The organism is Pseudomonas sp. GG8 (assembly GCF_052976945.1).
Genome location: NZ_JBRIIP010000001.1, coordinates 4,027,786 through 4,048,738, shown reverse-complemented (window position 1 = coordinate 4,048,738; position 20,953 = coordinate 4,027,786). Strand labels below are relative to the sequence as shown.

At 57.5% G+C, this 20,953-nt stretch carries 19 protein-coding genes and 2 pseudogenes; 12 read left to right on the top strand and 9 right to left on the bottom strand.

Annotated features, from left to right (window positions below):
- Positions 1-108: 108 nt before the first annotated feature.
- The gene (locus tag ACVBEG_RS19480; RefSeq protein ID WP_322181053.1) at positions 109-333 is read right to left on the bottom strand and encodes a hypothetical protein; all 225 of its coding nucleotides are present in this window, start codon (positions 331-333) and stop codon (positions 109-111) included.
- Positions 334-1,463: 1,130 nt separating this feature from the next.
- On the opposite strand from ACVBEG_RS19480, the gene rmuC reads away from it, so the two are divergent.
- The 3 genes from rmuC (at position 1,464) to ACVBEG_RS19465 (ending at position 4,256) form a co-directional block, all read left to right on the top strand.
- Positions 1,464-2,828 (top strand): DNA recombination protein RmuC, encoded by a 1,365-nt coding sequence (gene rmuC / locus ACVBEG_RS19475; RefSeq protein ID WP_322182805.1) that lies wholly within the window; start codon positions 1,464-1,466, stop codon positions 2,826-2,828.
- A 171-nt stretch (positions 2,829-2,999) separates the two neighbouring features.
- Positions 3,000-3,923 carry a DMT family transporter gene (locus ACVBEG_RS19470; RefSeq protein WP_322181051.1) on the top strand — a complete coding sequence of 308 codons (924 nt, stop codon included), beginning with the start codon at positions 3,000-3,002 and terminating at the stop codon, positions 3,921-3,923.
- A gap of 210 nt (positions 3,924-4,133) precedes the next feature.
- On the top strand, positions 4,134-4,256 hold the full coding sequence (locus ACVBEG_RS19465) for a PA1414 family protein (RefSeq protein ID WP_306823067.1): 123 nt from the start codon (positions 4,134-4,136) through the stop codon (positions 4,254-4,256).
- Positions 4,257-4,384: 128 nt separating this feature from the next.
- On the opposite strand, the gene ACVBEG_RS19460 is transcribed toward ACVBEG_RS19465, so the two are convergent.
- The 5 genes and pseudogenes from ACVBEG_RS19460 to speB all read right to left on the bottom strand — a co-directional run bounded on the left by ACVBEG_RS19460 (position 4,385) and on the right by speB (position 8,278).
- Positions 4,385-4,645 carry a hypothetical protein gene (locus ACVBEG_RS19460; protein WP_323565871.1) on the bottom strand — a complete coding sequence of 87 codons (261 nt, stop codon included), beginning with the start codon at positions 4,643-4,645 and terminating at the stop codon, positions 4,385-4,387.
- Between the two features lie 259 nt (positions 4,646-4,904).
- Entirely contained in the window at positions 4,905-6,299 is a 1,395-nt protein-coding gene (locus ACVBEG_RS19455; RefSeq protein WP_322181045.1) for a sodium:solute symporter, read from the bottom strand.
- Between the two features lie 147 nt (positions 6,300-6,446).
- A pseudogene (locus ACVBEG_RS19450) lies at positions 6,447-6,948 on the bottom strand (hypothetical protein); the annotation flags it as partial.
- A 25-nt stretch (positions 6,949-6,973) separates the two neighbouring features.
- Positions 6,974-7,318, bottom strand: a pseudogene (locus ACVBEG_RS19445) (DUF4440 domain-containing protein).
- 9 nt (positions 7,319-7,327) lie between these two features.
- On the bottom strand, positions 7,328-8,278 hold the full coding sequence (gene speB / locus ACVBEG_RS19440) for an agmatinase (RefSeq protein ID WP_322181042.1): 951 nt from the start codon (positions 8,276-8,278) through the stop codon (positions 7,328-7,330).
- Between the two features lie 169 nt (positions 8,279-8,447).
- Between speB and ACVBEG_RS19435 the strand changes: the two genes are divergently transcribed.
- On the top strand, positions 8,448-9,341 hold the full coding sequence (locus ACVBEG_RS19435; RefSeq protein ID WP_447108222.1) for a LysR family transcriptional regulator: 894 nt from the start codon (positions 8,448-8,450) through the stop codon (positions 9,339-9,341).
- A 10-nt stretch (positions 9,342-9,351) separates the two neighbouring features.
- Positions 9,352-9,957, top strand: coding sequence for a tRNA-uridine aminocarboxypropyltransferase (locus ACVBEG_RS19430; RefSeq protein WP_447108221.1), 606 nt, complete (start codon positions 9,352-9,354; stop codon positions 9,955-9,957).
- 3 nt (positions 9,958-9,960) lie between these two features.
- Here ACVBEG_RS19430 and ACVBEG_RS19425 read toward each other — a convergent pair whose 3' ends face one another.
- Positions 9,961-10,173, bottom strand: coding sequence for a DUF6316 family protein (locus ACVBEG_RS19425; RefSeq protein ID WP_322217502.1), 213 nt, complete (start codon positions 10,171-10,173; stop codon positions 9,961-9,963).
- A gap of 232 nt (positions 10,174-10,405) precedes the next feature.
- Here ACVBEG_RS19425 and ACVBEG_RS19420 point away from each other — a divergent pair, with 232 nt between their 5' ends.
- Complete coding sequence (locus ACVBEG_RS19420) at positions 10,406-11,365, top strand: DMT family transporter (RefSeq protein ID WP_322181034.1); 960 nt, start codon at positions 10,406-10,408, stop codon at positions 11,363-11,365.
- Positions 11,366-11,423: 58 nt separating this feature from the next.
- On the opposite strand, the gene ACVBEG_RS19415 is transcribed toward ACVBEG_RS19420, so the two are convergent.
- Positions 11,424-12,038, bottom strand: a complete 615-nt coding sequence (locus ACVBEG_RS19415) for an NAD(P)H-dependent oxidoreductase (RefSeq protein ID WP_322181032.1) — start codon at positions 12,036-12,038, stop codon at positions 11,424-11,426.
- On the bottom strand, positions 12,031-13,425 hold the full coding sequence (locus tag ACVBEG_RS19410; protein ID WP_322181030.1) for a class II fumarate hydratase: 1,395 nt from the start codon (positions 13,423-13,425) through the stop codon (positions 12,031-12,033). The genes ACVBEG_RS19415 and ACVBEG_RS19410 overlap by 8 nt, the downstream gene beginning before the upstream one ends.
- 173 nt (positions 13,426-13,598) lie before the next feature.
- Here ACVBEG_RS19410 and ACVBEG_RS19405 point away from each other — a divergent pair, with 173 nt between their 5' ends.
- The 6 genes from ACVBEG_RS19405 to ACVBEG_RS19380 all read left to right on the top strand — a co-directional run bounded on the left by ACVBEG_RS19405 (position 13,599) and on the right by ACVBEG_RS19380 (position 20,935).
- Positions 13,599-14,129, top strand: a complete 531-nt coding sequence (locus ACVBEG_RS19405; protein ID WP_219063900.1) for a DUF2059 domain-containing protein — start codon at positions 13,599-13,601, stop codon at positions 14,127-14,129.
- 27 nt (positions 14,130-14,156) lie between these two features.
- Positions 14,157-14,456, top strand: coding sequence for a BolA family protein (locus tag ACVBEG_RS19400; protein WP_322181027.1), 300 nt, complete (start codon positions 14,157-14,159; stop codon positions 14,454-14,456).
- Between the two features lie 392 nt (positions 14,457-14,848).
- On the top strand, positions 14,849-15,787 hold the full coding sequence (gene trhO / locus ACVBEG_RS19395) for an oxygen-dependent tRNA uridine(34) hydroxylase TrhO (protein WP_322181025.1): 939 nt from the start codon (positions 14,849-14,851) through the stop codon (positions 15,785-15,787).
- A gap of 36 nt (positions 15,788-15,823) precedes the next feature.
- Positions 15,824-16,426: a DsbA family protein gene (locus ACVBEG_RS19390; protein WP_323569024.1), complete on the top strand. Its 603-nt coding sequence runs from the start codon at positions 15,824-15,826 to the stop codon at positions 16,424-16,426.
- A gap of 10 nt (positions 16,427-16,436) precedes the next feature.
- Positions 16,437-18,236: an ABC transporter ATP-binding protein gene (locus tag ACVBEG_RS19385; RefSeq protein WP_447108480.1), complete on the top strand. Its 1,800-nt coding sequence runs from the start codon at positions 16,437-16,439 to the stop codon at positions 18,234-18,236.
- 233 nt (positions 18,237-18,469) lie between these two features.
- The gene (locus ACVBEG_RS19380; RefSeq protein ID WP_447108220.1) at positions 18,470-20,935 is read left to right on the top strand and encodes an EAL domain-containing protein; all 2,466 of its coding nucleotides are present in this window, start codon (positions 18,470-18,472) and stop codon (positions 20,933-20,935) included.
- Positions 20,936-20,953: the final 18 nt, after the last annotated feature.

Here is a 20,953-nt window from a genome sequence, read left to right as displayed (position 1 = left end):
GCTTGGAAACCGCCAGTCCAGGCGCTGGGTAAATCACAGGCAATAAAAAACCTCGCTTGAAAGGCGAGGTTTTTTGATGGGGCGATTCAGCCAGCGGCTGGCATTCCGTCAGGCAACCAGTGCCTGGCGTGTACGCTCGATCACGGCTTGCAGCGGCTCGGCGCTGGAATACTGATCGGGGTACAGACGTTCGCTGTGACGAGCGATGCCGTGTTCGTTGACGATGGTGAAGCTGAAGCAGCCTTTGCGAGCGGCCATGATCAGGCAATTCATTGGAGCAAATGCGCTGGTTAGGGTGCGAATGGCATCCTGAGTCTGGATATGAGTAGTCATGGTTATGGGTGTTTCCTACAAGCGACACGGTATAAGACCGTGCAAAATAAAAACGTTCCAGTAAACCGCGGGCCAGTGCAAGGCACGGCGGGGCGAAGAACCTGACTGGAACAAAGCAGACAGTTTGAAGCGCGCTTTATCGTATGGCGCTTGGGCTGACTGGTAGGTACTTAGGAGGGCAGGCAACACAACAAGGGCAAAGGTTCGAGGCCCGGGGTGAAGTTCCTGATCAATCTGCAGGTTGGTTGAGTCAGAGCATGAGAGCTGCGCTACACCCTTCCCGTCATTGAGGAAGGCCGTGTGTCGAGTTCATGCCTGGAAACCATCTAGGTGGTCGATCCCGTGTGGTCGGCAACACTTTCACATTGGAAAAGCGTTTGCCGGGGGACTGTTTCGACCAGAATTGACTTTCAGCTTGGTACTAACTGCAGCGATGATAGCGGATCGAGTCCTGGATTGGAAGCCAGCTAATAAAATTAGTTGCAGGTGTGTGGGGCAGGCTGAGATAGGGGGCAATGTCGTCCGCCGAGTTCTATGCAGATGTTGGGTCAAAACGAGGGTCGCGTTATAACTGCCAGTGATCGAGTTGTACACACTGGCGCAACAACCTGTCATGCCACTGTCACATCCGATCCCAAGCGCTTGATTTCTTGTGGTGAATTATTAAGTCAATGAAAAACATCGTTTTTTTTCATTGGTGAAAAAAGCGTCAGTTTGAACGCAGGCCACGTTCTATAGGCGTTTGCGAAGGTTCACGGTGGGTTGTCCACTGAGTTATCCACAGCTTCTGTGGATTGTCCCAAGCGCTTGCTCTAGTCCGCGGGTGCCATGGTTGGCGTAGGGGAATTCACAAAATCCTCCATGAAGAGGATCGTTTATCAGCGGTGTTTGCTATTTCTTTTTGGAATTAACAGGTTCGGATGAGGATACCGACTGTCGCCGTGGCGGTCTGTTCTAAGCATAATGCCCGGCACGATACCCCTCAGTGCATAGACGTTATAACCCCCGGAGTTTTTATGGCATTGGACCTGACCAGCCTCCTGCTTGGCCTTGCTGGCGCGGCATTGCCGTTGTTGGCCTTGGCTTGGCAGCTGCAGCGACGGCTGGCACGGCAGCAGGCCGACGCGGCGTTGCTCGACGAGCGTCTGAGTACTGCGCTGTTGGCTCAAGATGGTCTTGGCGCCCAGCTCGACGCCAGCCGTGATGAAATCAGTGACCTGAGCCACGCCAATGCGGCCAAACAGGCTGACCTTGCGGCGGTGCGCCGGGAAGTCGAGTTGCTGCGTCAGGAGCGCGATAACGCCCATGAAGCCGCTCAAGGCTGGAGCCTGGAGCGTGCCGGCAAAGAAGCCGAATTGCGCCGTCTTGACGCATGCTGCGCGTCGCTGGGCGCCGAATTGCGCGAGCAGCAGGAAAGCCATCAACAGCGTCTGAGCGACCTGCAAGGGTCGCGTGATGAATTGCGTGCGCAGTTCGCCGAGCTGGCCGGGAAAATCTTCGATGAGCGCGAACAGCGCTTCGCCGAAACCAGCCAACAGCAACTGGGGCAATTGCTCAACCCGCTGAAAGAGCGGATTCAGTCCTTCGAAAAACGTGTCGAAGAAAGCTATCAGCAAGAAGCTCGCGAGCGTTTCTCGTTGGGCAAAGAGCTGGAGCGCCTGCAGCAGCTCAATCAGCGCTTGAGCGATGAAGCCACCAACCTGACGCGCGCACTCAAGGGCCAGAAGACCCAGGGTAATTGGGGGGAATTGATTCTTGAGCGGGTGCTTGAGCATGCAGGACTGGAAAAAGGGCGTGAGTACCAGACGCAAGTCAGTCTCAAAGGCCCGGATGGCGAGCGCTTTCAGCCGGATGTGCTGATTATGTTGCCCGGCGACAAGCAAGTGGTAGTCGATGCCAAGGTCAGTCTCACCGCTTACCAACAGTACGTCAGCGCCGATGACGAGGTGATTGGTCAAGCCGCGTTGAAGCAGCATGTGCTGTCCTTGCGCAACCATGTCAAAGGCCTGTCGGGCAAAGATTACAAACGACTCGAAGGCTTGCACAGCCTGGACTTCGTGTTGCTGTTCGTGCCCATCGAAGCGGCTTTTTCCGCCGCGTTGCAGGCGGAGCCAAACCTGTTTCAAGAGGCGTTCGATCGCAACATCGTGATCGTCAGCCCGACCACCTTACTTGCCACCTTGCGTGTGATCGATAGCCTGTGGAAGCAGGAACGTCAGAGCCAGAATGCGCGGGAAATCGCTGAGCGGGCAGGTTGGTTGTACGACAAGTTTGTGCTGTTCATCCAGGACCTGGACGAAGTTGGCAATCGCCTGCAACAGCTGGACAAAGCGTACGGTGCTGCCCGCAACAAACTCACCGAAGGGCGCGGCAATCTGGTCAGCCGCAGCGAGCAACTGAAACTACTGGGCGCCCGCGCCAGTAAAAACCTGCCAGCGGACCTGCTTGAAAGGGCCATGACCGATGATGATGGGGTGGTGCAGTTGCCTGAATGATCCTGGGAGAGAGTGACAGCCAGTGCGCGAAGACAATCTCCTCCGTCGTAATCGATCCTTTTAAATAAACTGATGTCGCTTTTGCCCATACATTTTCCGACCGATTGATCAATAATCCATAACATTTTGCCTATCTGGATCTGCCATGTTCAGCCTGTATCACCTTCAATCATGAGTGTGCCGCGTAAAAGTGCCGATGCTTTTGCCCTGCAAGTCATGCTGGGCCTCTGTCTGATCTGGGGCGTGCAACAAGTGATTATCAAGTGGGCTGCGCCGGATATCGCGCCCATCATGCAGGCTGCTGGCCGCTCGGGTATTGCCGCGCTGCTGGTGGGCATTCTTATGGTCTGGCGCGGTGGTCTGCGGCACATGAGCAGTACCTGGCGCGGCGGTCTACTCGCCGGTGCCTTGTTTGCACTGGAGTTTCTGTTTATCTCCGAGGGCCTGCAATTGACCTCGGCGGCGCACATGTCGGTGTTTCTTTATACCGCTCCGGTATTCACTGCGTTGGGCCTGCACTGGTTGCTGCCCAGCGAACGCTTGCGCACCTTGCAATGGATGGGCATTTTTCTCGCGTTCGCAGGTATCACCACGGCCTTTGTTGGCGGCCTGTCATTGAGTGGCATGGACCGCAATATGCTGATCGGCGACGCGCTGGGTGTTCTTGCGGGCATGGCGTGGGGCGCAACCACGGTGGTGGTGCGGGCGTCGCGGCTGTCTGAAGCACCGGTGACGCTGACCTTGTTCTATCAACTGATGGTCGGCTTTGTCGCCTTGCTGCTGATTGCCGTCAGCAATGGGCAGGTCAGTCATGTGACCCTGACGCCTGTCGCAGTCGCCAGCGTGCTGTTTCAGGCGCTGGTTGTTTCCTTCTTCAGCTATTTGATCTGGTTCTGGCTGCTGCGCCGTTACCTGGCGTCAAATCTGGCGGTGTTCTCATTCATGACACCCCTGTTTGGCGTGACCTTCGGCGTGCTGCTGCTTAATGAACCGCTGAGCTTCAACTTCGTGATCGGAGCAGTGTTGGTGCTGTTGGGGATTACGCTGGTCAGCGGCGAGCAGTGGATACGCCGCCGGTTTAAGCCCTGGGCCTGATTGACCAGGTGATCAGAAAGACCGGGCTTACCTCTCTGCGACAGACGCCTTGAACTGCGAAACGGCGAGCACTGCGTAAAATGAGGTTATATGTCACAAATTCTTTTCCGCGATACTCTGTAGCAGGCGTAAAGTAGGTCCCGGAACTATGATGAATAAGACGCGGCTAGCGGATGTCAGTCGTTGAGTATTTCCCTGAAGGGGGGCGTGATGAACAGTAAATTGCAAGAATGGCTCCATGACCTCGGAGTTGCCCTGGGCCTGATCGAACGGCCAAAACTCCAGCCCATTCCTATCCGCACTGATGATGAACGGCGGCGCCCGCGTCGGTAAGTGATCGACGGTTTCATTGTCACAGTGCTTCATCTGCAGGCATTAAAAAGGCCCGGTTTCGCTGTTGATTAAATCAATCGCAGAACCAGGCCATTACGTTAAAACCTCTCGCAAAAATCCTTTTGATTTCAATCGTTTGTGCTTAGCACCAAAATCACGTCGACCAGGATTTGCAGGGTCAGATGCTCCGGTACTTTGTAGATTCGGTCTTTGATGCGGGCCGGGAAGATGATGTCGAAATCAAATTCCAGCTGATCGAGTAAATCCTCTACCTCGAAATCGTCCAGCGCCAAGTCTCTGAGCGTTGCGTTTTCGCGTATCTCGGATTTATCGATCAGCATGACACCCAAGGTGTTGTAGACGCGTTGCTGAATGTCTGGCCGCTCCATGAAAGCCCCTGTTTCTGCGATGTCCAGAGAGTTAACCCGGTACTGCCGAAACCAGGGGATCGTGCGCGGTCCATAGCTTGGGTAGACCACTACTCCATCAGGCTAGCTCAATCCGCGTTGTATCAGGTGCAAGGATTTACCGGGCCGCGTGCTCGTGCATCCACAGGTCGATCAACTCCCGCAGGCGCGCCCTGAAAAGCTTGGGAAGTGGCCGCCGTGCACCGCGCGGATCGGTCCACCCGCTCAAGGTAATCCGGATTCACGCCGCGCGGGGCTTGACCGTATTAGCCATTGTCACGGGCCGGGGTGACAACAGGCTGACCACCACGAAGCTGATCAAACCGACCGACAGGCTGTAGTAGATCGGCGTGTTGGCGTCGAAACCGTCCTTGAGCATGAGCGCCAGCGCGGTCAGGAAGCCCAGTGCCATGCTGGTGATCGCCCCCGAGGTGGTTGCCCGCTTCCAGTAGATTGCGCCGATCAATGGAATCAGCATGCCGCCTACCAGCAGGTTATAGGCCAGGGTCAGGGCGCTGATAACATCGTTCACGACCAGCGCGATGGCGAGTACCACAAGGCCGGTGAGCAGGGTAAACAGGCGGTTGATGCCCAGGCTCGACTGTTTGCCGCCGCGCAGGCGTGGCAGCAGGTCTTCGGTCAGGGTCGTCGATGCTGCGAGTAAACCGGCGCTGGCGGTGGACATCATGGCGGCCAGGGCTGCGGCGATGACCAGGCCACGCAGACCGTCGGGCAACGAGACTTTAACGATGGCGGCGAAGGCGTTGTTGACGTTGTCCAGGTCCGGCAGCAATACATGAGCGGCCATGCCAATCAGGGCGCAGGCCAGACCGTAAAAAATGCAGTAAACCCCGGCGATGGAGCCCGCGTACTTGGCGATCTTGTCAGTGCGTGCGGTGAACACACGCTGCCAGATGTCCTGGCCGATCAGGATGCCGAAGAAGTAGATCAGGAAGTACGTGATGATGGTGTCCCAGCCGATGGTGGTCCAGCTGAAGCTCGATGCTGGCAGCTTGGCGACCAGTTGATCCCAGCCGCCAACGCGGTACAGGCAGATCGGCAACAGGATGAACATCAGGCCAACGGTCTTGATCACGAACTGAACGATGTCGGTCAGGGTCAACGACCACATGCCGCCAATCGCCGAGTACACCACCACGACACCGCCGCCGAGTAATACCGATACCCAGAACGGTAAACCGAACAGCACTTGCATCACGGTGCCGATGGCGAGGATTGAGGTCACGCCGATCATCAGTGCATACACCAGCATGATCACCGCGCTGGCCTGACGGGCCATCGGGTTATAGCGCTTTTCCAGCACTTGAGTAACAGTGAAAATTCGCAGTTTGAGCAGCGGTTTGGCGAGGAACAGGTTCAGCGCGATGATCCCCAGGCCCAAGGCCGCGCACAGCCAGAAACCGGAAATCCCGTGCACATATCCCAGCCGTACAGTGCCGACGGTGGACGCGCCGCCGAGGACGGTGGCCGCCATGGTGCCCATGTATAAGGTTGGGCCCAGATTACGCCCGGCGACCAGGTAGTCTTCGTGGGTTTTCGCTTTGCGCATGCCGTACCAGCCGAGCACCAGCATGCCAGCGGCATAAATGAGGACGACGAAAATATCTAAAGCCATGGAGGGTTTCCTATTATTTTTTTTATGTTGAAGCGCAAATCTGACGCGGCGTCGCGGCGGGCAGGGTCACACAGGCAGGCTCGCCGCGAGCGTTGATGGATCAGACGGTTTGTCGCAGTGTGGCGGTATCAGCGGCTTTGTTGTCTTGGCGGCGTGGGTCGCCGATGCCAGGCCAAACAGAAATGGAATCAGCGTGGCAGCCTGAGCGATGATCACGGCCAGCATTATTCTGGTTTTCGACGTGTCGCGGGGTATGTAACGCGACCAGTCGCCGAGGAACGCGCCAAAGGAAATCGGGTTGCTCATGGCCACCAATGCAGAGCCGATAAAGGCTGCCCAGAAGCCTTCTTTGCCGAGGCTGACGCTGCCGGCAAAGTTGATGTCGAACGGACCGGCGAAGGCGAAGATGCCGAGCAGGAATAACAGGCTGGCGCTCCACACGGCGATCTTGTTGACCCACAGCAGGAAGCGGAAGCCATAGATGCACACGGTCAGCACTAGAATCGTGAACAAACCAGAAGGTATTGGACCCACCAAAAATCATCTGGAACAGGTCGCGGGGGGTTGTGGTACGTGCGTGATCGGGGATCTGTTCAACCCCGAACGTCTCGATGCTGTTGATGCTTTGGTCGTTTTTGTTGTTATTCATGATCTGCTCCGATCATTTCATTGGGCTAAGGGGGTGGCAGCCTTAAGGGAGTGCGGACAAATGTTCGTGGCAAGCCAGCCAGCGGCCTTCTTGTTGTTTTTAAGTGGCGTGTTGTCGGCGGAACACAATGGTTTCGCGCTCTTGGCTAAGGCTTTGCTCCCCTTGCATGCGCAGCTCGGTGGCAACGTCATGGATAAAAATCGCGACGTCGCCTTGCAGAATGACGTGAGCATTACTGGAAACGCAGCGGAGTACTTCAAATCCCTCCAGCCGCCAGCTGTCCCACAACGCCTGATAGGCTGCGATCATTGTTTACAAACGCCGTCACCAGGTCGGCGGCGGCTTGCAGGACATCATCGCGGTCGCTCATGGTCATCCCTCAGCGGTGCACAACGCCGGGGAGTACGCAGAGCATTTCGTACAGCAAGTTAGCGCCCAGTAGCGAGGTATTGCCGGTGGTGTCGTAAGGTGGCGAGATTTCTACCAGATCGCAACCGATCAGGTCGAGGCCCTGGCAGCCACGGATGATTTCAATTGCCTGGATAGTCGTCAGGCCGCCGATTTCAGGGGTGCCGGTGCCGGGTGCCCACGCGGGATCGATACCGTCGATATCGAAGCTCAGGTACACCGGACCGCCGCCGACTTTTTCACGGACTTCAGTCATCAGTTGGGCGAGGGATTTGTGCCAGCATTCTTCGGCCTGAACCACACGGAAGCCCTGTTTGCGGCTCCAGTTGAAGTCTTCTGCGGTATAACCCTGAGCGCGCAGACCAATTTGCACCACACGATCACAATCGAGCAGGCCTTCTTCTACTGCGCGGCGGAAGGTTGTGCCATGGGCGATTTTCTCGCCAAACATGTGATCGTTGACGTCAGCGTGGGCGTCGATGTGCACCAGGCCAACCTTGCCGTGTTTTTTATGGATGGCGCGCAGGATTGGCAGGGTGATGGTGTGGTCACCGCCCAGTGTCAGAGGGATGACATCGTGTTCGAGAATCTTGTCGTAGGACTCTTCGATGATGCGCACAGCGTCCAGCAGGTTAAAGGTGTTGATCGCCACGTCGCCGATATCGGCCACGGACAGGGAATCAAAAGGCGCAGCGCCGGTGGCCATGTTGTACGGACGAATCATGACCGACTCGGCGCGAATCTCACGCGGCCCGAAACGGGTGCCAGGGCGTAGTGACGTGCCAATGTCCAGCGGGACGCCAACAAAGGCCGCATCCAGGCCAGCAGCCGATTGCAGGTGGGGTAGACGCATCATGGTGGCGATGCCGGCGAAGCGCGGCATTTCGTTGCCGCCCAGTGGTTGGTGAAAAATCTTTTCCACGGGATTGCCTCATCGTTGTTGTGATTTAGGCGGATTTTGCAAAGTACAAAGGATTGAAAGAATCGCTGAGGCAAAATACTTAGTTCAGAGATTTCTAAACTATCGCTTAAACTGTGACATAGCTCCTACAGGGGGATATGTGTCTTCCTGCTAATCACCCGGAACCCTCATGGCCAACGCGTTACCCGACCTGAAACTGTTACGCATCTTCGTCAGCGTGGTGCGGCATCAGGGTTTTGCCAGCGCTCAGCAGGAACTCAACCTGTCGACCTCGGCCATCAGCACCTACATGAGTCAGCTCGAAGCGGCCTTGGGGCTGGTGTTGTGCCATCGTGGGCGGGGCGGTTTCAGCTTGACCAGCAAGGGCGAGCTGTTCCATCAGGAGACCCTGCGTCTGCTCGGCGAGTTGGAGGATTTCGAGCAATACGCCGCCGGCCTCAAAGGCGAACTGCGTGGCACGCTCAACCTCGGGGTAATCGACTCCACCGTCAGTGATCGCGCACTGCCGTTCGCCGAAGCCATTGGCGCCTACAGTCATGAGTATCCGGCGGTGCATCTGCACTTGTCAGTGATGAGTCCCTACGAATTGCAGCTCGGCGTGCAGGACAATCGCCTCGATCTGGCCATTGGCGCCTTCTCCACGCGCATGAGTGGGCTGGTCTATCAGCCGTTGTACCGCGAGCAACACTGGCTGTATTGCAGCAATCGCCACCCATTGTTTACCGAGCGGCGCATCCCCGAGCAAGTCATCACTCAGCAGCGCATGGTCGGGCGTGGTTATTGGAGCCAGGCCGAGCTGGCGCGGCATGGTTTCAAGCACAGCGCCGCGACCGTGGAAAGTATGGAAGCACAGCTGATTCTGGTGCTGTCCGGCGCCTATATTGGCTACCTGCCGGAGCATTACGCGCAAGCCTGGGCAGACTCCGGTCATCTGCGGGTCTTGTTGCCAGCGACGTTCGGCTACCAGGCGCCGTTCTCGATGATCGTGCGCCGTGGGCGCGGTCGCGAACCGTTGATCCAGACTTTCCGCGACTTGCTCAAGGCACAGCTCAATCAGAGCTGAGGAGAACACCATGTCCCGCGCCCAATGCGCCCGCTGCCTGCGACCTGAAACTCATTGCCTGTGCGCGCTGATCCCGCAACTCGACAGTCGCACCCGTGTGCTGATTTTGCAGCACCCGAGCGAAGTCAATCACGCCCTGAACACCGCACGGCTGGCGGCGCTTGGGCTGAACAATGCCGAATTGATTGTGGGGGAAGTATTCGATGACTTGCCTGCACTACTGAACCCGCCCGGTTATCAGGCAAGGCTGCTGTTCCCCGCCGACGATGCGCAGCCGTTGGAGGCTTACCGGAGCGAAGGCGGTAAGACGGGAAGTATGTCGATGTTGTTGGTCGTACCGGACGGCACCTGGCGCAAGGCGCGCAAGTTACTGCACCTCAATCCACTGCTGGCGGCCTTGCCCCGGGTGACCCTGGCGCAAACCGTGCCTTCACGCTATCGACTGCGTAAAGCTCCGGGGCCGGGTGCGTTGTCGACAGTAGAAGCCATTGTCCAGGCATTGCAGACGTTGGAGGCGCCAAAACCGTTCGACGCGCTATTGCGGCCTTTCGAGGCCCTGATCGACGGGCAAATTGCAGCGATGGGCGAGGACACCTATCAGCGCAACCATCTTTGAGCATCAGCCGTTCAGTGAGGACTGTTGCTCTGCCTTGATCCGCTGCATTCGCTGGATATAGGCATCGGTTTCACGCTCCGCATCGGTGCGGCTTGGGAATGGGCCTTCCAGGGTGTTTTCCCGGGTGCTGAAAAAGTACTGCCCATTGACCAGAGAAACACGATCACAGCGGTAGTGGACGGTCGGGTTTGGATCTTGTGCGCGCTTTCCGAACATGGTCGTTTCCTGGGATTGGACGTAGTGGACAGCTGTGGTGGCGGACAAAGCCTAGTTTAAATCTTGCCAATAGCGGGCAGGAATACATCGGATAAGTGGCCGGCGGCCATCAATTAACACACTTTCCGGAAATCTCTGCGCGCAACTGTCCCTGTGTCGCAGGCCAAACCGCGTCTAGAATAGCGGCTCTGCTGTACTGCCTTTTCACGGCTCGTTTATAGGATTATCTGCGATGCATGTCTCTTCTGGACGCTGGTTGTACGGCCTGTCACTGGCGTTGGTGACCGCGGTGCTGTGGGGCATCCTGCCGGTCAAGCTCAAGCAAGTATTGCAAGTGATGGATCCGGTCACGGTGACCTGGTTTCGGCTACTGGTTTCCGGCTCGCTGCTGTTTATCTGGCTGGCATCGGTGGGGCGCCTGCCAAGTTTCAACGTGCTGGGGCGAAAGGGCAAAGGGCTCGTGGCGCTTGCGGTGTGCGGGTTGGTGGGCAACTACGTGCTGTATTTGATCGGCCTTAAAATGCTCAGTCCCGGCACCACACAGCTGGTGATCCAGATGGGGCCGGTCCTGCTGCTGATCAGCAGTATTTTCCTGTTCAAGGAGCGTTTCAGTCTGGGGCAGGGGGTAGGCTTACTGGTCCTGCTGATCGGCTTTGGCCTGTTCTTCAACCAGCGGCTGATCGAGTTGCTGACCTCGTTGGGCGACTACACGGCCGGGATTCTCACGGTGCTGCTGGCGTCGGCTGTCTGGGCGTTTTATGGCTTGAGCCAGAAGCAATTGTTGACGGTGTGGAACTCACTGCAAGTGATGATGGTGATTTACCTGTTCTGCGCACTGTTGGTGACGCCGTGGGCGCATCCGATGGAGGCGTTACAGCTGAGTCCGTTGCAAGGTTGGTTATTGCTGGCCTGCTGCCTGAACACGCTGGTGGCGTACGGTGCTTTCGCCGAAGCGCTGGCCCATTGGGAAGCGTCTCGGGTGAGTGCGACGTTGGCGATTACGCCGTTGGTGACCTTTGCTTCCGTGGCGACCGCCGCCTGGTTATGGCCTGATTATGTCCAGGCCGAAGACATCAATGGGTTGGGCTACAGCGGTGCGGTGTTGGTGGTGCTCGGCTCAGCCCTCACGGCCCTCGGTCCGTCGTTGATGGCGGGCTTGCGGGCACGGCGGGCACGGATAGCCGGGGTTTGATCGGTATCAGGTGGGGCGTGTTGGTCCTTTCGTGAAGGCTTCCCGAAAAAGCCGCCTCCTAAACCCGGCCCAACTGTTCAGCTTCTCGCAACCACTTCTGTCGTTGCTCTTCAGACGAGCTGTGCACCGGGCCGAACTCTTTCAAGCGTTGGTTTTTGATCCCGCAAAAATCCAGAATCGTACGCACCAACTGCCGGTGCGCCGGGGCGCCATAGACCCAGCGAAAGTAGCGCGGCGGGGTGTCCATGGTCACCAATATCTCGGAGGTGCGCCCCCTGAGCAGCTCGTTCGAAGGGTGTTTGCGACCATGGGCCTTGAACGCAAATCCGGGTAAAAATACCCGGTCGAAAAAACCGCTGAGCAACGCTGGCAGGCCACCCCACCAGATGGGGTAAACAAACACCACGTGTTGGGCCCAATGAATCTGTCGTTGAGCCTCCAGCAGATCTGGCTCCAGGGTTTGGCTCTGTTCATAGCCATAACGCAGCACCGGATCGAACTCCAACTCACCCAATTTGAGCATCCGCACCACATGCCCCTCGCTGCGTGCGCCTCGGGCATATGCTTCGCCCAATGCGTGGCAGAGGCTGATGGTTTTCGGCGTACCAAAAATCATCAGGATGCGTTTGCCGTCCCCTTCCAGTGGGGTGGCGCCGCTTTTCGGATCACCCATTGCTGCCTGCCTCCAGCATGTTTTCCGGACGCACCCAGGCGTCGAACTGTTCTTCGGTCAGATAACCCAATGCCAGGGCCGCTTCGCGCAAGGTCAGTCCCTCGCTGTAGGCTTTCTTGGCGATCTGCGCCGATTTGTCGTAGCCGATATGGGGGTTCAGTGCTGTTACCAGCATCAAACCGCGCTCCAGGTGTTCCGCCATTTTCGTGGCATCTGGTTCCATGCCGGCAACGCAATGCTGTTGGAAATTGCTGCAACCATCACCCAGCAGACGAATCGATTGCAGCAGGTTGTGGATGATCACCGGCTTGAACACGTTCAATTGTAGATGGCCCTGACTGGCCGCGAAGCCGATGGCTACGTCATTGCCCAGCACCTGACAGGCCAGCATCGACAATGCCTCGCACTGAGTCGGGTTGACCTTGCCGGGCATGATCGAACTGCCGGGTTCATTGGCCGGGAGCCTCACTTCGGCCAGCCCGGCACGGGGTCCAGAACTTAACAGGCGCAGGTCATTGGCGATTTTCATCAGGGTCACGGCCAGGGTTTTCAGAGCGCCCGATAACGTGGTCAGCGGCTCATGACCGGCCAGCGCGGCAAATTTGTTCGGCGCAGTAACAAACGGCAGACCGGAAAGGGCAGCCAGTTCGGCGGCAATCGCTTCGGCGAACCCGTGTGGCGAGTTCAGGCCAGTACCGACAGCGGTGCCGCCTTGAGCCAGTTCACACACGGCAGGCAATGCATTGCGAATTGCCCGTGTGGCGTAATCGAGCTGTGCGACATACGCCGAGAGCTCCTGGCCGAAGGTGATCGGTGTGGCATCCATCAGGTGGGTGCGCCCGGTTTTGACCAGCTTCATGTGTCGCGCCGATTGTTCGGCGAGCCCGCCAGACAACTCGGCAATCGCGGGTAGCAGATGCTCTTGAACCGCCTGCGCCGCCGCAATGTGCATCGCCGTCGGGAAACAATCGTTGGAGCTCTGGGAGCGGTTCACATGGTCGTTGGGGTGCACCGGCGCCTTGCCGCCGCGCCCTTTGCCGGCCAGCTCGTTAGCGCGGCCGGCGATCACCTCGTTGACATTCATATTGCTCTGGGTGCCGCTGCCGGTCTGCCAGACCACCAGGGGGAATTGCTCGTCCAACTGACCGCTGAGTACCTCGTCAGCCGATTGTTCGATCAAGCGCGCGATGTCGACAGGCAGGTCGCCGTTGCGGTTGTTGACCCGCGCGGCGGCTTTCTTGATCAGCGCCAGCGCGTGCAACACGGCCAGCGGCATACGCTCGTTGCCAATCGCGAAATTGATCAGTGAGCGTTGAGTCTGTGCCCCCCAGTAAGCATCGTCAGGTACGTCTATCTGGCCAATGCTGTCGGTCTCGATACGGCTCATCGGGCTCACTCCTTAAGGTCTGATTGCGAAGTTTAGGCTCAGTTAACCGGGTTGGGTTCCCTAAGCTCCGTTTTTAACCGCTCGCCAGTCGGGGGTTGAGCCGTAAGCAGACATGGGCGCAGAATGACCGGTCTTGGGGTTCTGCCTCGCCTGCTAGATGATAAGGAAACTCGATGACCCGTCTTCGTGCCATCTGTACCGCGGTTGCTCTGGTATGCGCCAGCGGCCAGGTTTTTGCCGACACCGCCAGCCACAACGCCAGTGCTGAAACATTCCTGAAGCTGGCTCATGCCGACAAACTGGGCACACCGGTTTACATGCAAGTGCAGCAAATGTTCCAGCAGCGCTTTGCCGAAACCAAAGCCCCTGAGTCGAAAAAAGCCCTGCTTGAGACCTATCAGGCCAAAGCCAACGCAGCCCTGGACCGCGCTATCGGCTGGGACAAGCTCAAGCCAGACATGGTCAAGCTCTACACCGCCAACTTCACCGAAAGCGAGTTGAAGGATCTGGTCGCGTTCTATCAGTCCCCATTGGGCAAGAAAGTGCTGACCAAGATGCCTGAACTGACTCAGCAGTCGGCTCAATTGACCCAGGGCAAACTGGAAAGCGCAGTGCCTGTCGTCAACAAATTGCTGGCTGACATGACCGCAGAACTGGAACCGGCAAAAGCCGTTGCTCCTGCTGCTCCGGCCAAAAAGCCATAAGCGCAGTTGGCGTAAATGAAGGCAGACATGACCATGCAACAGCGAATCGAGGCGGCTTTGGCCGCCTTGCAGCCGCAGCATCTGCAAGTGCTTGATGAAAGCCACATGCACAGCCGTGGTCTGCAGACCCACTTCAAGGCGGTACTGGTCAGTGATCAGTTCGCCGGGTTGAATGCAGTCAAGCGTCACCAGAAGGTTTACGCCACGCTGGGTGATTTGATGAGCGAGTTCCACGCTCTGGCGCTGCACACCTACACGCCTGAAGAATGGGCGAAAACCGGCGCGGCCCCAGATTCACCGACCTGCGCCGGTGGTAGCAAACACTGACAGATCGTTGCTGTCGCGCTTCTGCCCGGCGTGGGAGCTGACTTGTCACTACGCGTCCCGCTGCGAAGACCATTCGGCGCGGTTTACCTGCTGCCGCTCGATCCAGATCATGGCTGCAGGGTCAAACCCAAACCCGCCGGAAGCCCGTGCCGGGCTTGTTCGCAGACAAGTCACCTCCTACAAATGATGTTCTATTTCAGATGGTTATAGGTTGTTTGACAGAAGGCTCCGACGGACAGTATCAGACTCGGGTCCAATCGGGTCGCACGCGATGACCTGAAACAAGCCATGCCTCTGCAGTTTTGTTAGAATCCACAACGCGCCGCATTAGCCGGCGCGTTTTTTTTGCATCGGGTCGGCTCTTTGCGAGAGCACCCACCTGGAGACGCAGCATGAATCAAAAGATTGTCGTGGCGGCTTTGTATAAATTCGTCACCCTCACCGATTACGTCGCCCTGCGCGAGCCGCTGTTGCAGGCGATGGTCGATAACGGCATCAAAGGCACCCTGCTTATCGCTGAAGAAGGCATCAACGGCACCGTTTCCGGTACCCGCGAAGGCATCGACGGCTTGATGGCCTGGTTGAAAAACGATCCACGCATGATCGATATCGATCACAAAGAATCGTACTGCGATGATCAGCCGTTCTATCGCACCAAGGTCAAACTCAAGAAAGAAATCGTCACCTTGGGCGTCGAAGGCGTCGACCCGAACAAGAGTGTCGGCACCTACGTCGATCCGGAAAACTGGAACGCGCTGATCAGCGATCCGGAAGTCCTGCTGATCGACACCCGCAATGATTACGAAGTCTCGATTGGCACCTTCGAAGGCGCCATCGATCCGAAAACCACCAGTTTTCGCGAGTTTCCGGACTACATCAAAGCCCACTTCGACCCAGCCAAGCACAAGAAAGTCGCCATGTTTTGCACGGGTGGCATTCGCTGCGAAAAAGCCTCGAGCTACATGCTCGGTCAGGGCTTCGATGAGGTCTATCATCTCAAGGGCGGCATCCTCAAATACCTTGAGCAAGTACCGCAGCAAGACAGCTTATGGCGTGGTGACTGCTTCGTTTTTGACAACCGCGTCACCGTGCGCCACGACTTGAGCGAAGGCGATTACGATCAGTGCCACGCCTGTCGGACCCCGATCAGCGTTGAGGACCGTGCCAGCGAACACTACGCACCGGGTATCAGTTGCCCGCACTGCTGGGATAAATTAAGCGAGAAGACCCGCCGCAGCGCCATTGATCGGCAAAAGCAGATCGAATTGGCCAAGGCACGCAATCAACCGCACCCGATTGGTCGCAACTACCGACTGCCAACAGAGGCCTGAGACATGCAAGCCCGCCTGCTCTACGTGATGGACCCCATGTGCTCATGGTGCTGGGGCTTTGCTCCGGTGGCCGAGGCTCTGGTGCAGCAGGCGAAAGCGGCGGGCGTTGCATTGCATCTGGTAGCGGGTGGGTTGCGCACGGGCAGCGGTGCCGCGCTGGAACCCACCACGAAGCGTTATATCCTCGAACACTGGCAAGCGGTGGCGAACACCACCGGTCAGCCATTTCGTTTTGAGGGCGCGCTGCCGGACGGTTTTGTCTACGACACCGAGCCGGCTTGCCGCGCACTGGTCGCGGCGCGAGACCTCGATCCGGAGAGCGCCTGGACGCTGGTCAAATTGATTCAGCAGGCGTTCTACGTCGAAGGCCGCGATGTGACCCGCGCCTCGGTTCTGGTGGAGCTGGCGGAACAGGCCGGTTTGCCCCGAATCGAATTTGCTGAAGCGTTCGACAGTATTGAACAGCGCGCGGCCACGGCAGCGGATTTCACCTGGGTACAGGATCTGGGCATCGCCGGTTTTCCGACGTTGCTCGCCGAGCGCAACGGTCAGTTGGCGTTACTGACCAACGGTTATCAACCTCTTGACCAATTAGCTCCGTTGCTCGGCCGTTGGCTGGAGCGCGCTGCCTGTGCATGAACAACCGAGCCTGCCTGAAGCTGCACCTCGTATTGATCGACTAAGCTGGGCCGAAATTCGCCGTCTGGCACTTCATCATAAAAAGGCATTGTGGATCGCCAACGGCGTGGCTGTGCTGGCGACCTTGTGCAGTGTGCCAATCCCCTTGCTCCTGCCCTTGCTGGTCGATGAAGTGCTGCTCGGGCATGGCGATACAGCGCTTAAATTCATGAACCACCTGCTGCCCGACAGCCTGCATAAGGCGGTGGGCTACATCAGCCTGATGTTGCTGGTGACGTTTGCCCTGCGCCTGGGGGCGTTGGTGTTCAATGTGCTGCAGGCGCGCCTGTTTGCCCGGCTGGCCAAGGACATCGTTTACCGCATTCGGATACGTCTGATCGAGCGCCTCAAACGCATCTCCCTCAGCGAGTACGAAAGTCTGGGCAGCGGCACGGTCACCACGCATTTGGTGACCGACCTCGACACCCTGGACAAATTCGTTGGCGAAACCCTGAGCCGTTTCCTCGTCGCCACGCTGACCCTGACCGGCACCGCCGCCATTCTGGTCTGGATGCATTGGCAGTTGGCGCTGCTGATCCTGCTGTTCAACCCGTTGGTGATTTACGCCACGGTGCAGTTGGGCAAGCGGGTCAAACACCTGAAAAAACTCGAGAACGACAGCACCTCTCGCTTCACCCAGGCGCTGACCGAAACCCTGGATGCGATTCAGGAAGTGCGTGCCGGCAATCGCCAGGGCTTCTTTCTGGGGCGCCTGGGGGTGCGGGCGCAAGAGGTTCGCAACTACGCCATCGCCTCCCAATGGAAAAGCGATGCTTCAAGCCGGGCCAGCGGGCTGCTGTTCCAGTTCGGCATTGATATCTTCCGCGCGGCAGCGATGCTCACCGTATTGTTTTCCGACCTGTCCATCGGCCAGATGCTCGCGGTGTTCAGCTACCTGTGGTTCATGATCGGCCCGGTGGAACAACTACTCAATCTGCAATACGCCTACTACGCCGCAGGCGGAGCGCTGACCCGCATCAACCAGTTGCTGGCGCGCGCCGATGAGCCGCAATACCCTGGCGGTACAGACCCGTTCACGGGGCGGGAAACGGTCGATATCGAGGTGCGTGGCCTGAGCTTTGGGTATGGCGAAGAACTGGTGCTGGATCAATTGAACCTGTCGATTGCCCCAGGAGAGAAGGTTGCGATTGTAGGCGCCAGTGGTGGTGGCAAAAGCACTTTGGTCCAATTGCTGCTGGGACTGTATACGCCTCAAGCGGGCAGCATCCGGTTTGGCGGCGCAAGCCAGCAGGAGATCGGTCTGGAAACCGTGCGCGAACACGTCGCGGTGGTGCTCCAGCATCCGGCGTTGTTCAACGACACGGTACGCGCCAACCTGACCATGGGCCGTGAGCGCACCGATGAAGCCTGCTGGCGTGCGCTGGAAATCGCCCAGCTCGACGACACCATCAGCGCCCTGCCGCAGGGGCTGGACAGCATCGTCGGGCGTTCTGGCGTGCGCTTGTCCGGTGGTCAGCGTCAGCGGCTGGCGATTGCGCGCATGGTCTTGGCCGACCCCAAAGTGGTGATTCTCGACGAAGCCACCTCGGCACTCGACGCAGCGACTGAATACAACCTGCACCAAGCCTTGGCGCACTTCCTCAGCGGCCGGACAACCCTGATCATTGCCCACCGCTTGTCAGCGGTGAAACAGGCAGATCGGGTCCTGGTGTTCGATGGCGGACGCGTTGCCGAAGAGGGCGACCACCACCAATTGATCGCCGAGGGCGGCCTGTACGCAAAGCTGTACGGTCATCTGCAGCAAATATAATAACCAAACGGTCTTGCTGAAGACCCGGTTATAAATAAATCGTAGCGCTACGAATTTCTTATACATCCTCTATCTTCTATATAGACTGCCAACGAAAGGGCCCCACCGGGCGGTATTGCGTCTCAAACTTGAGAAAATGGTCTGCCGTCTTGTCCGGTTTTAGCCTAGGCTCTTTCCAGGACTATCACTCAAGCTGCAGGGTGAGTATCAGAAACGCTCATGTAAGGGAAACCATGAAGAAAAAGCGGATTCTGGAGAGGCCCCGTTTGCTGGGCATTGTTTGGCCATTTATAGCGGTCGTGCTGTTCCAGACGCTTCTGGGGTGCGTGAGCTTGTATGTGCTGTCTGCCGTTCGCGGGTATGTCGCCGGCGAGAGCATGTGGTCCAAAGGGCAAAAGGATGCCATTTACTACCTCAACCTGTATGCCAACAGTCGGGATGAGCAGCACTATCAGAAGTACCAGCAAGCCATTGCCATTCCGCAGGGTAGTCATGATCTACGGATCGCGCTCGACGGACCGATCCCTGAGATCGGAGCAGCTCGTCTCGGTATCCTGCAAGGTGGAAACCACCCGGATGACGTCCCGAGTATCATCTGGCTGTATTTGAACTTTCGTCATTTCAGCTACATGGAAAAAGCCATTGAGTTGTGGAAAGTCGGTGACGGCTACCTGGTACAACTCGATGCCGTTGCCCGGCAGATGCACACCCGTATCAGCCAGGGCAGTGCGACCAACGATGATGTGCGTGGCTGGAAGTCTCAGATCAATGCGATCAATGAGGGTGTGACGCCCGCGGCTAAAGCCTTCAGCGATGCGCTGGGGGAGGGTTCGCGGTTCATTCTGCGCCTGTTGCTGATCACCAACCTGGCAACGGCGGTGGTGCTGATTCTTCTGGCCCTGCTGCGCACGCATAAATTGCTGACACAGCGGCACGCTTTCGCCAGTGCGCTGCAATTGGAAAAAGAGCGGGCGCAAATCACGCTGGAGTCCATAGGCGACGGGGTGATCACCACCGATGTCGAGGGCTCGATCACTTACATGAACCCGGCAGCCGAGCACCTGACCCATTGGAAGAGCGAGCAGGCCAGTGGTTTGCCGCTGGCTGCGCTGTTCAATCTGCTGGATGAGAACGACCAGAAAGACAGTTTCACCCTGATAGAACACATCCTGGGCGGCAAGCTGAGTAGCGCCAGCGAACATTCGCAGTCTATTCAGCGTCTGGACGGCTCCACGGTGTCAGTAGCGCTGGTGGGGTCGCCGATCCAGTCCGGCGGCAAAGTCAGCGGTGCCGTGCTGGTTCTGCATGACATGACCCAAGAGCAGCAATACATCGCCAATCTGTCCTGGCAGGCGACCCACGATGCATTGACCGGGCTGGCCAACCGGCGCGAGTTTGAATATCGACTGGAGCAGACGCTCAGTAATCTGGCGCGTCATGCCGGTCGCCATTCGCTGTTGTTTCTCGATCTTGACCAATTCAAGCTGGTCAATGACACCAGTGGTCACGCTGCGGGGGATGAGTTGCTACGGCACATTTGTACCTTGCTGCAACAGGGCTTGCGCGAAGGCGACACCCTGGCGCGACTGGGCGGTGATGAGTTCGGTATCCTTCTGGAGAACTGCCCGCAGGAAACAGCCGAAATCATTGCTGAAAGCTTGCGCCAAACCGTGCAAAGCCTGCATTTTGTCTGGAAGGGTCGGCCTTTCGTCACCACCATCAGTATTGGGTTGGTGCACATTACCCATGTGGCGACTACCCTCGAGGCCTCACTGCGTACGGCCGACATAGCGTGCTATATGGCCAAAGAGAAGGGCCGCAACCGAGTGCAGGTCTACCACGCAGACGACTCTGAGCTGTCCATGCGTTTCGGCGAAATGGCCTGGGTGCAGCGGCTGCACATGGCCCTCGAAGAGAATCGTTTCTGCCTGTATTCCCAGGAAATCGCCGACTTGGGGAATGTCGGTGAACATGCGGGAGGGCACATCGAAATTCTCCTGCGACTACGCGATGAAACAGGTCAGATGATTCTGCCGGACAGCTTTATTCCTGCCGCCGAGCGCTATGGCCTGATGACCACGCTGGATCGCTGGGTGGTGCAGAACGTATTCAAGGTCATCGCGCAATGCCTGCGCGAGGCAAAGCACAGCGGGCCGATGGCGATATGCGCGATCAACCTGTCGGGGACCAGTATTGGCGATGATGCTTTTCTGGCGTACCTGAAAGAGCAATTCGATACGTACCAAATACCGCCCGACCTGATTTGTTTTGAGATCACGGAGACCAGTGCCATTTCAAACCTGGGCAGTGCCATCCGCTTTATTAATGGGCTAAAAGGCTTGGGATGTCTGTTCTCGCTGGATGACTTTTGTGCGGGGATGTCGTCGTTCGCCTACCTCAAACATCTGCCAGTAGACTTTTTGAAGATCGATGGCAGTTTTGTAAAGGACATGCTGGATGATCCTGTCAATCGCGCGATGGTTGAAGTGATCAACCATATCGGGCATGTGATGGGCAAACGGACCATTGCCGAGTTTGTCGAAACCCCGCAGATTGAACAGGCACTGCTAGAGATCGGCGTCGATTTCGCGCAGGGCTATATCATCCAGCGCCCGCAAGTGTTTACGTGTGAAAGTCTGTATTCCCGGCCGGTTCGCCCAGCACCTTTGTTGTTCAGGGTGCCAGGAACATTCCGATAAAACGCAGTGCGCGACCGA

Bases quoted from the DNA above. Each gene is read 5' to 3' on its own strand.
- ACVBEG_RS19480 (WP_322181053.1), bottom strand. From the start codon at position 333: ATGACTACTCATATCCAGACTCAGGATGCCATTCGCACCCTAACCAGC.
- ACVBEG_RS19470 (WP_322181051.1), top strand. From the start codon at position 3,000: ATGAGTGTGCCGCGTAAAAGTGCCGATGCTTTTGCCCTGCAAGTCATG.
- ACVBEG_RS19465 (WP_306823067.1), top strand. From the start codon at position 4,134: ATGAACAGTAAATTGCAAGAATGGCTCCATGACCTCGGAGTTGCCCTG.
- ACVBEG_RS19460 (WP_323565871.1), bottom strand. From the start codon at position 4,645: ATGGAGCGGCCAGACATTCAGCAACGCGTCTACAACACCTTGGGTGTC.
- ACVBEG_RS19455 (WP_322181045.1), bottom strand. From the start codon at position 6,299: ATGGCTTTAGATATTTTCGTCGTCCTCATTTATGCCGCTGGCATGCTG.
- ACVBEG_RS19435 (WP_447108222.1), top strand. From the start codon at position 8,448: ATGGCCAACGCGTTACCCGACCTGAAACTGTTACGCATCTTCGTCAGC.
- ACVBEG_RS19430 (WP_447108221.1), top strand. From the start codon at position 9,352: ATGTCCCGCGCCCAATGCGCCCGCTGCCTGCGACCTGAAACTCATTGC.
- ACVBEG_RS19425 (WP_322217502.1), bottom strand. From the start codon at position 10,173: ATGTTCGGAAAGCGCGCACAAGATCCAAACCCGACCGTCCACTACCGC.
- ACVBEG_RS19420 (WP_322181034.1), top strand. From the start codon at position 10,406: ATGCATGTCTCTTCTGGACGCTGGTTGTACGGCCTGTCACTGGCGTTG.
- ACVBEG_RS19415 (WP_322181032.1), bottom strand. From the start codon at position 12,038: ATGGGTGATCCGAAAAGCGGCGCCACCCCACTGGAAGGGGACGGCAAA.
- ACVBEG_RS19410 (WP_322181030.1), bottom strand. From the start codon at position 13,425: ATGAGCCGTATCGAGACCGACAGCATTGGCCAGATAGACGTACCTGAC.
- ACVBEG_RS19405 (WP_219063900.1), top strand. From the start codon at position 13,599: ATGACCCGTCTTCGTGCCATCTGTACCGCGGTTGCTCTGGTATGCGCC.
- ACVBEG_RS19400 (WP_322181027.1), top strand. From the start codon at position 14,157: ATGACCATGCAACAGCGAATCGAGGCGGCTTTGGCCGCCTTGCAGCCG.
- trhO (WP_322181025.1), top strand. From the start codon at position 14,849: ATGAATCAAAAGATTGTCGTGGCGGCTTTGTATAAATTCGTCACCCTC.
- ACVBEG_RS19390 (WP_323569024.1), top strand. From the start codon at position 15,824: ATGTGCTCATGGTGCTGGGGCTTTGCTCCGGTGGCCGAGGCTCTGGTG.
- ACVBEG_RS19380 (WP_447108220.1), top strand. From the start codon at position 18,470: ATGAAGAAAAAGCGGATTCTGGAGAGGCCCCGTTTGCTGGGCATTGTT.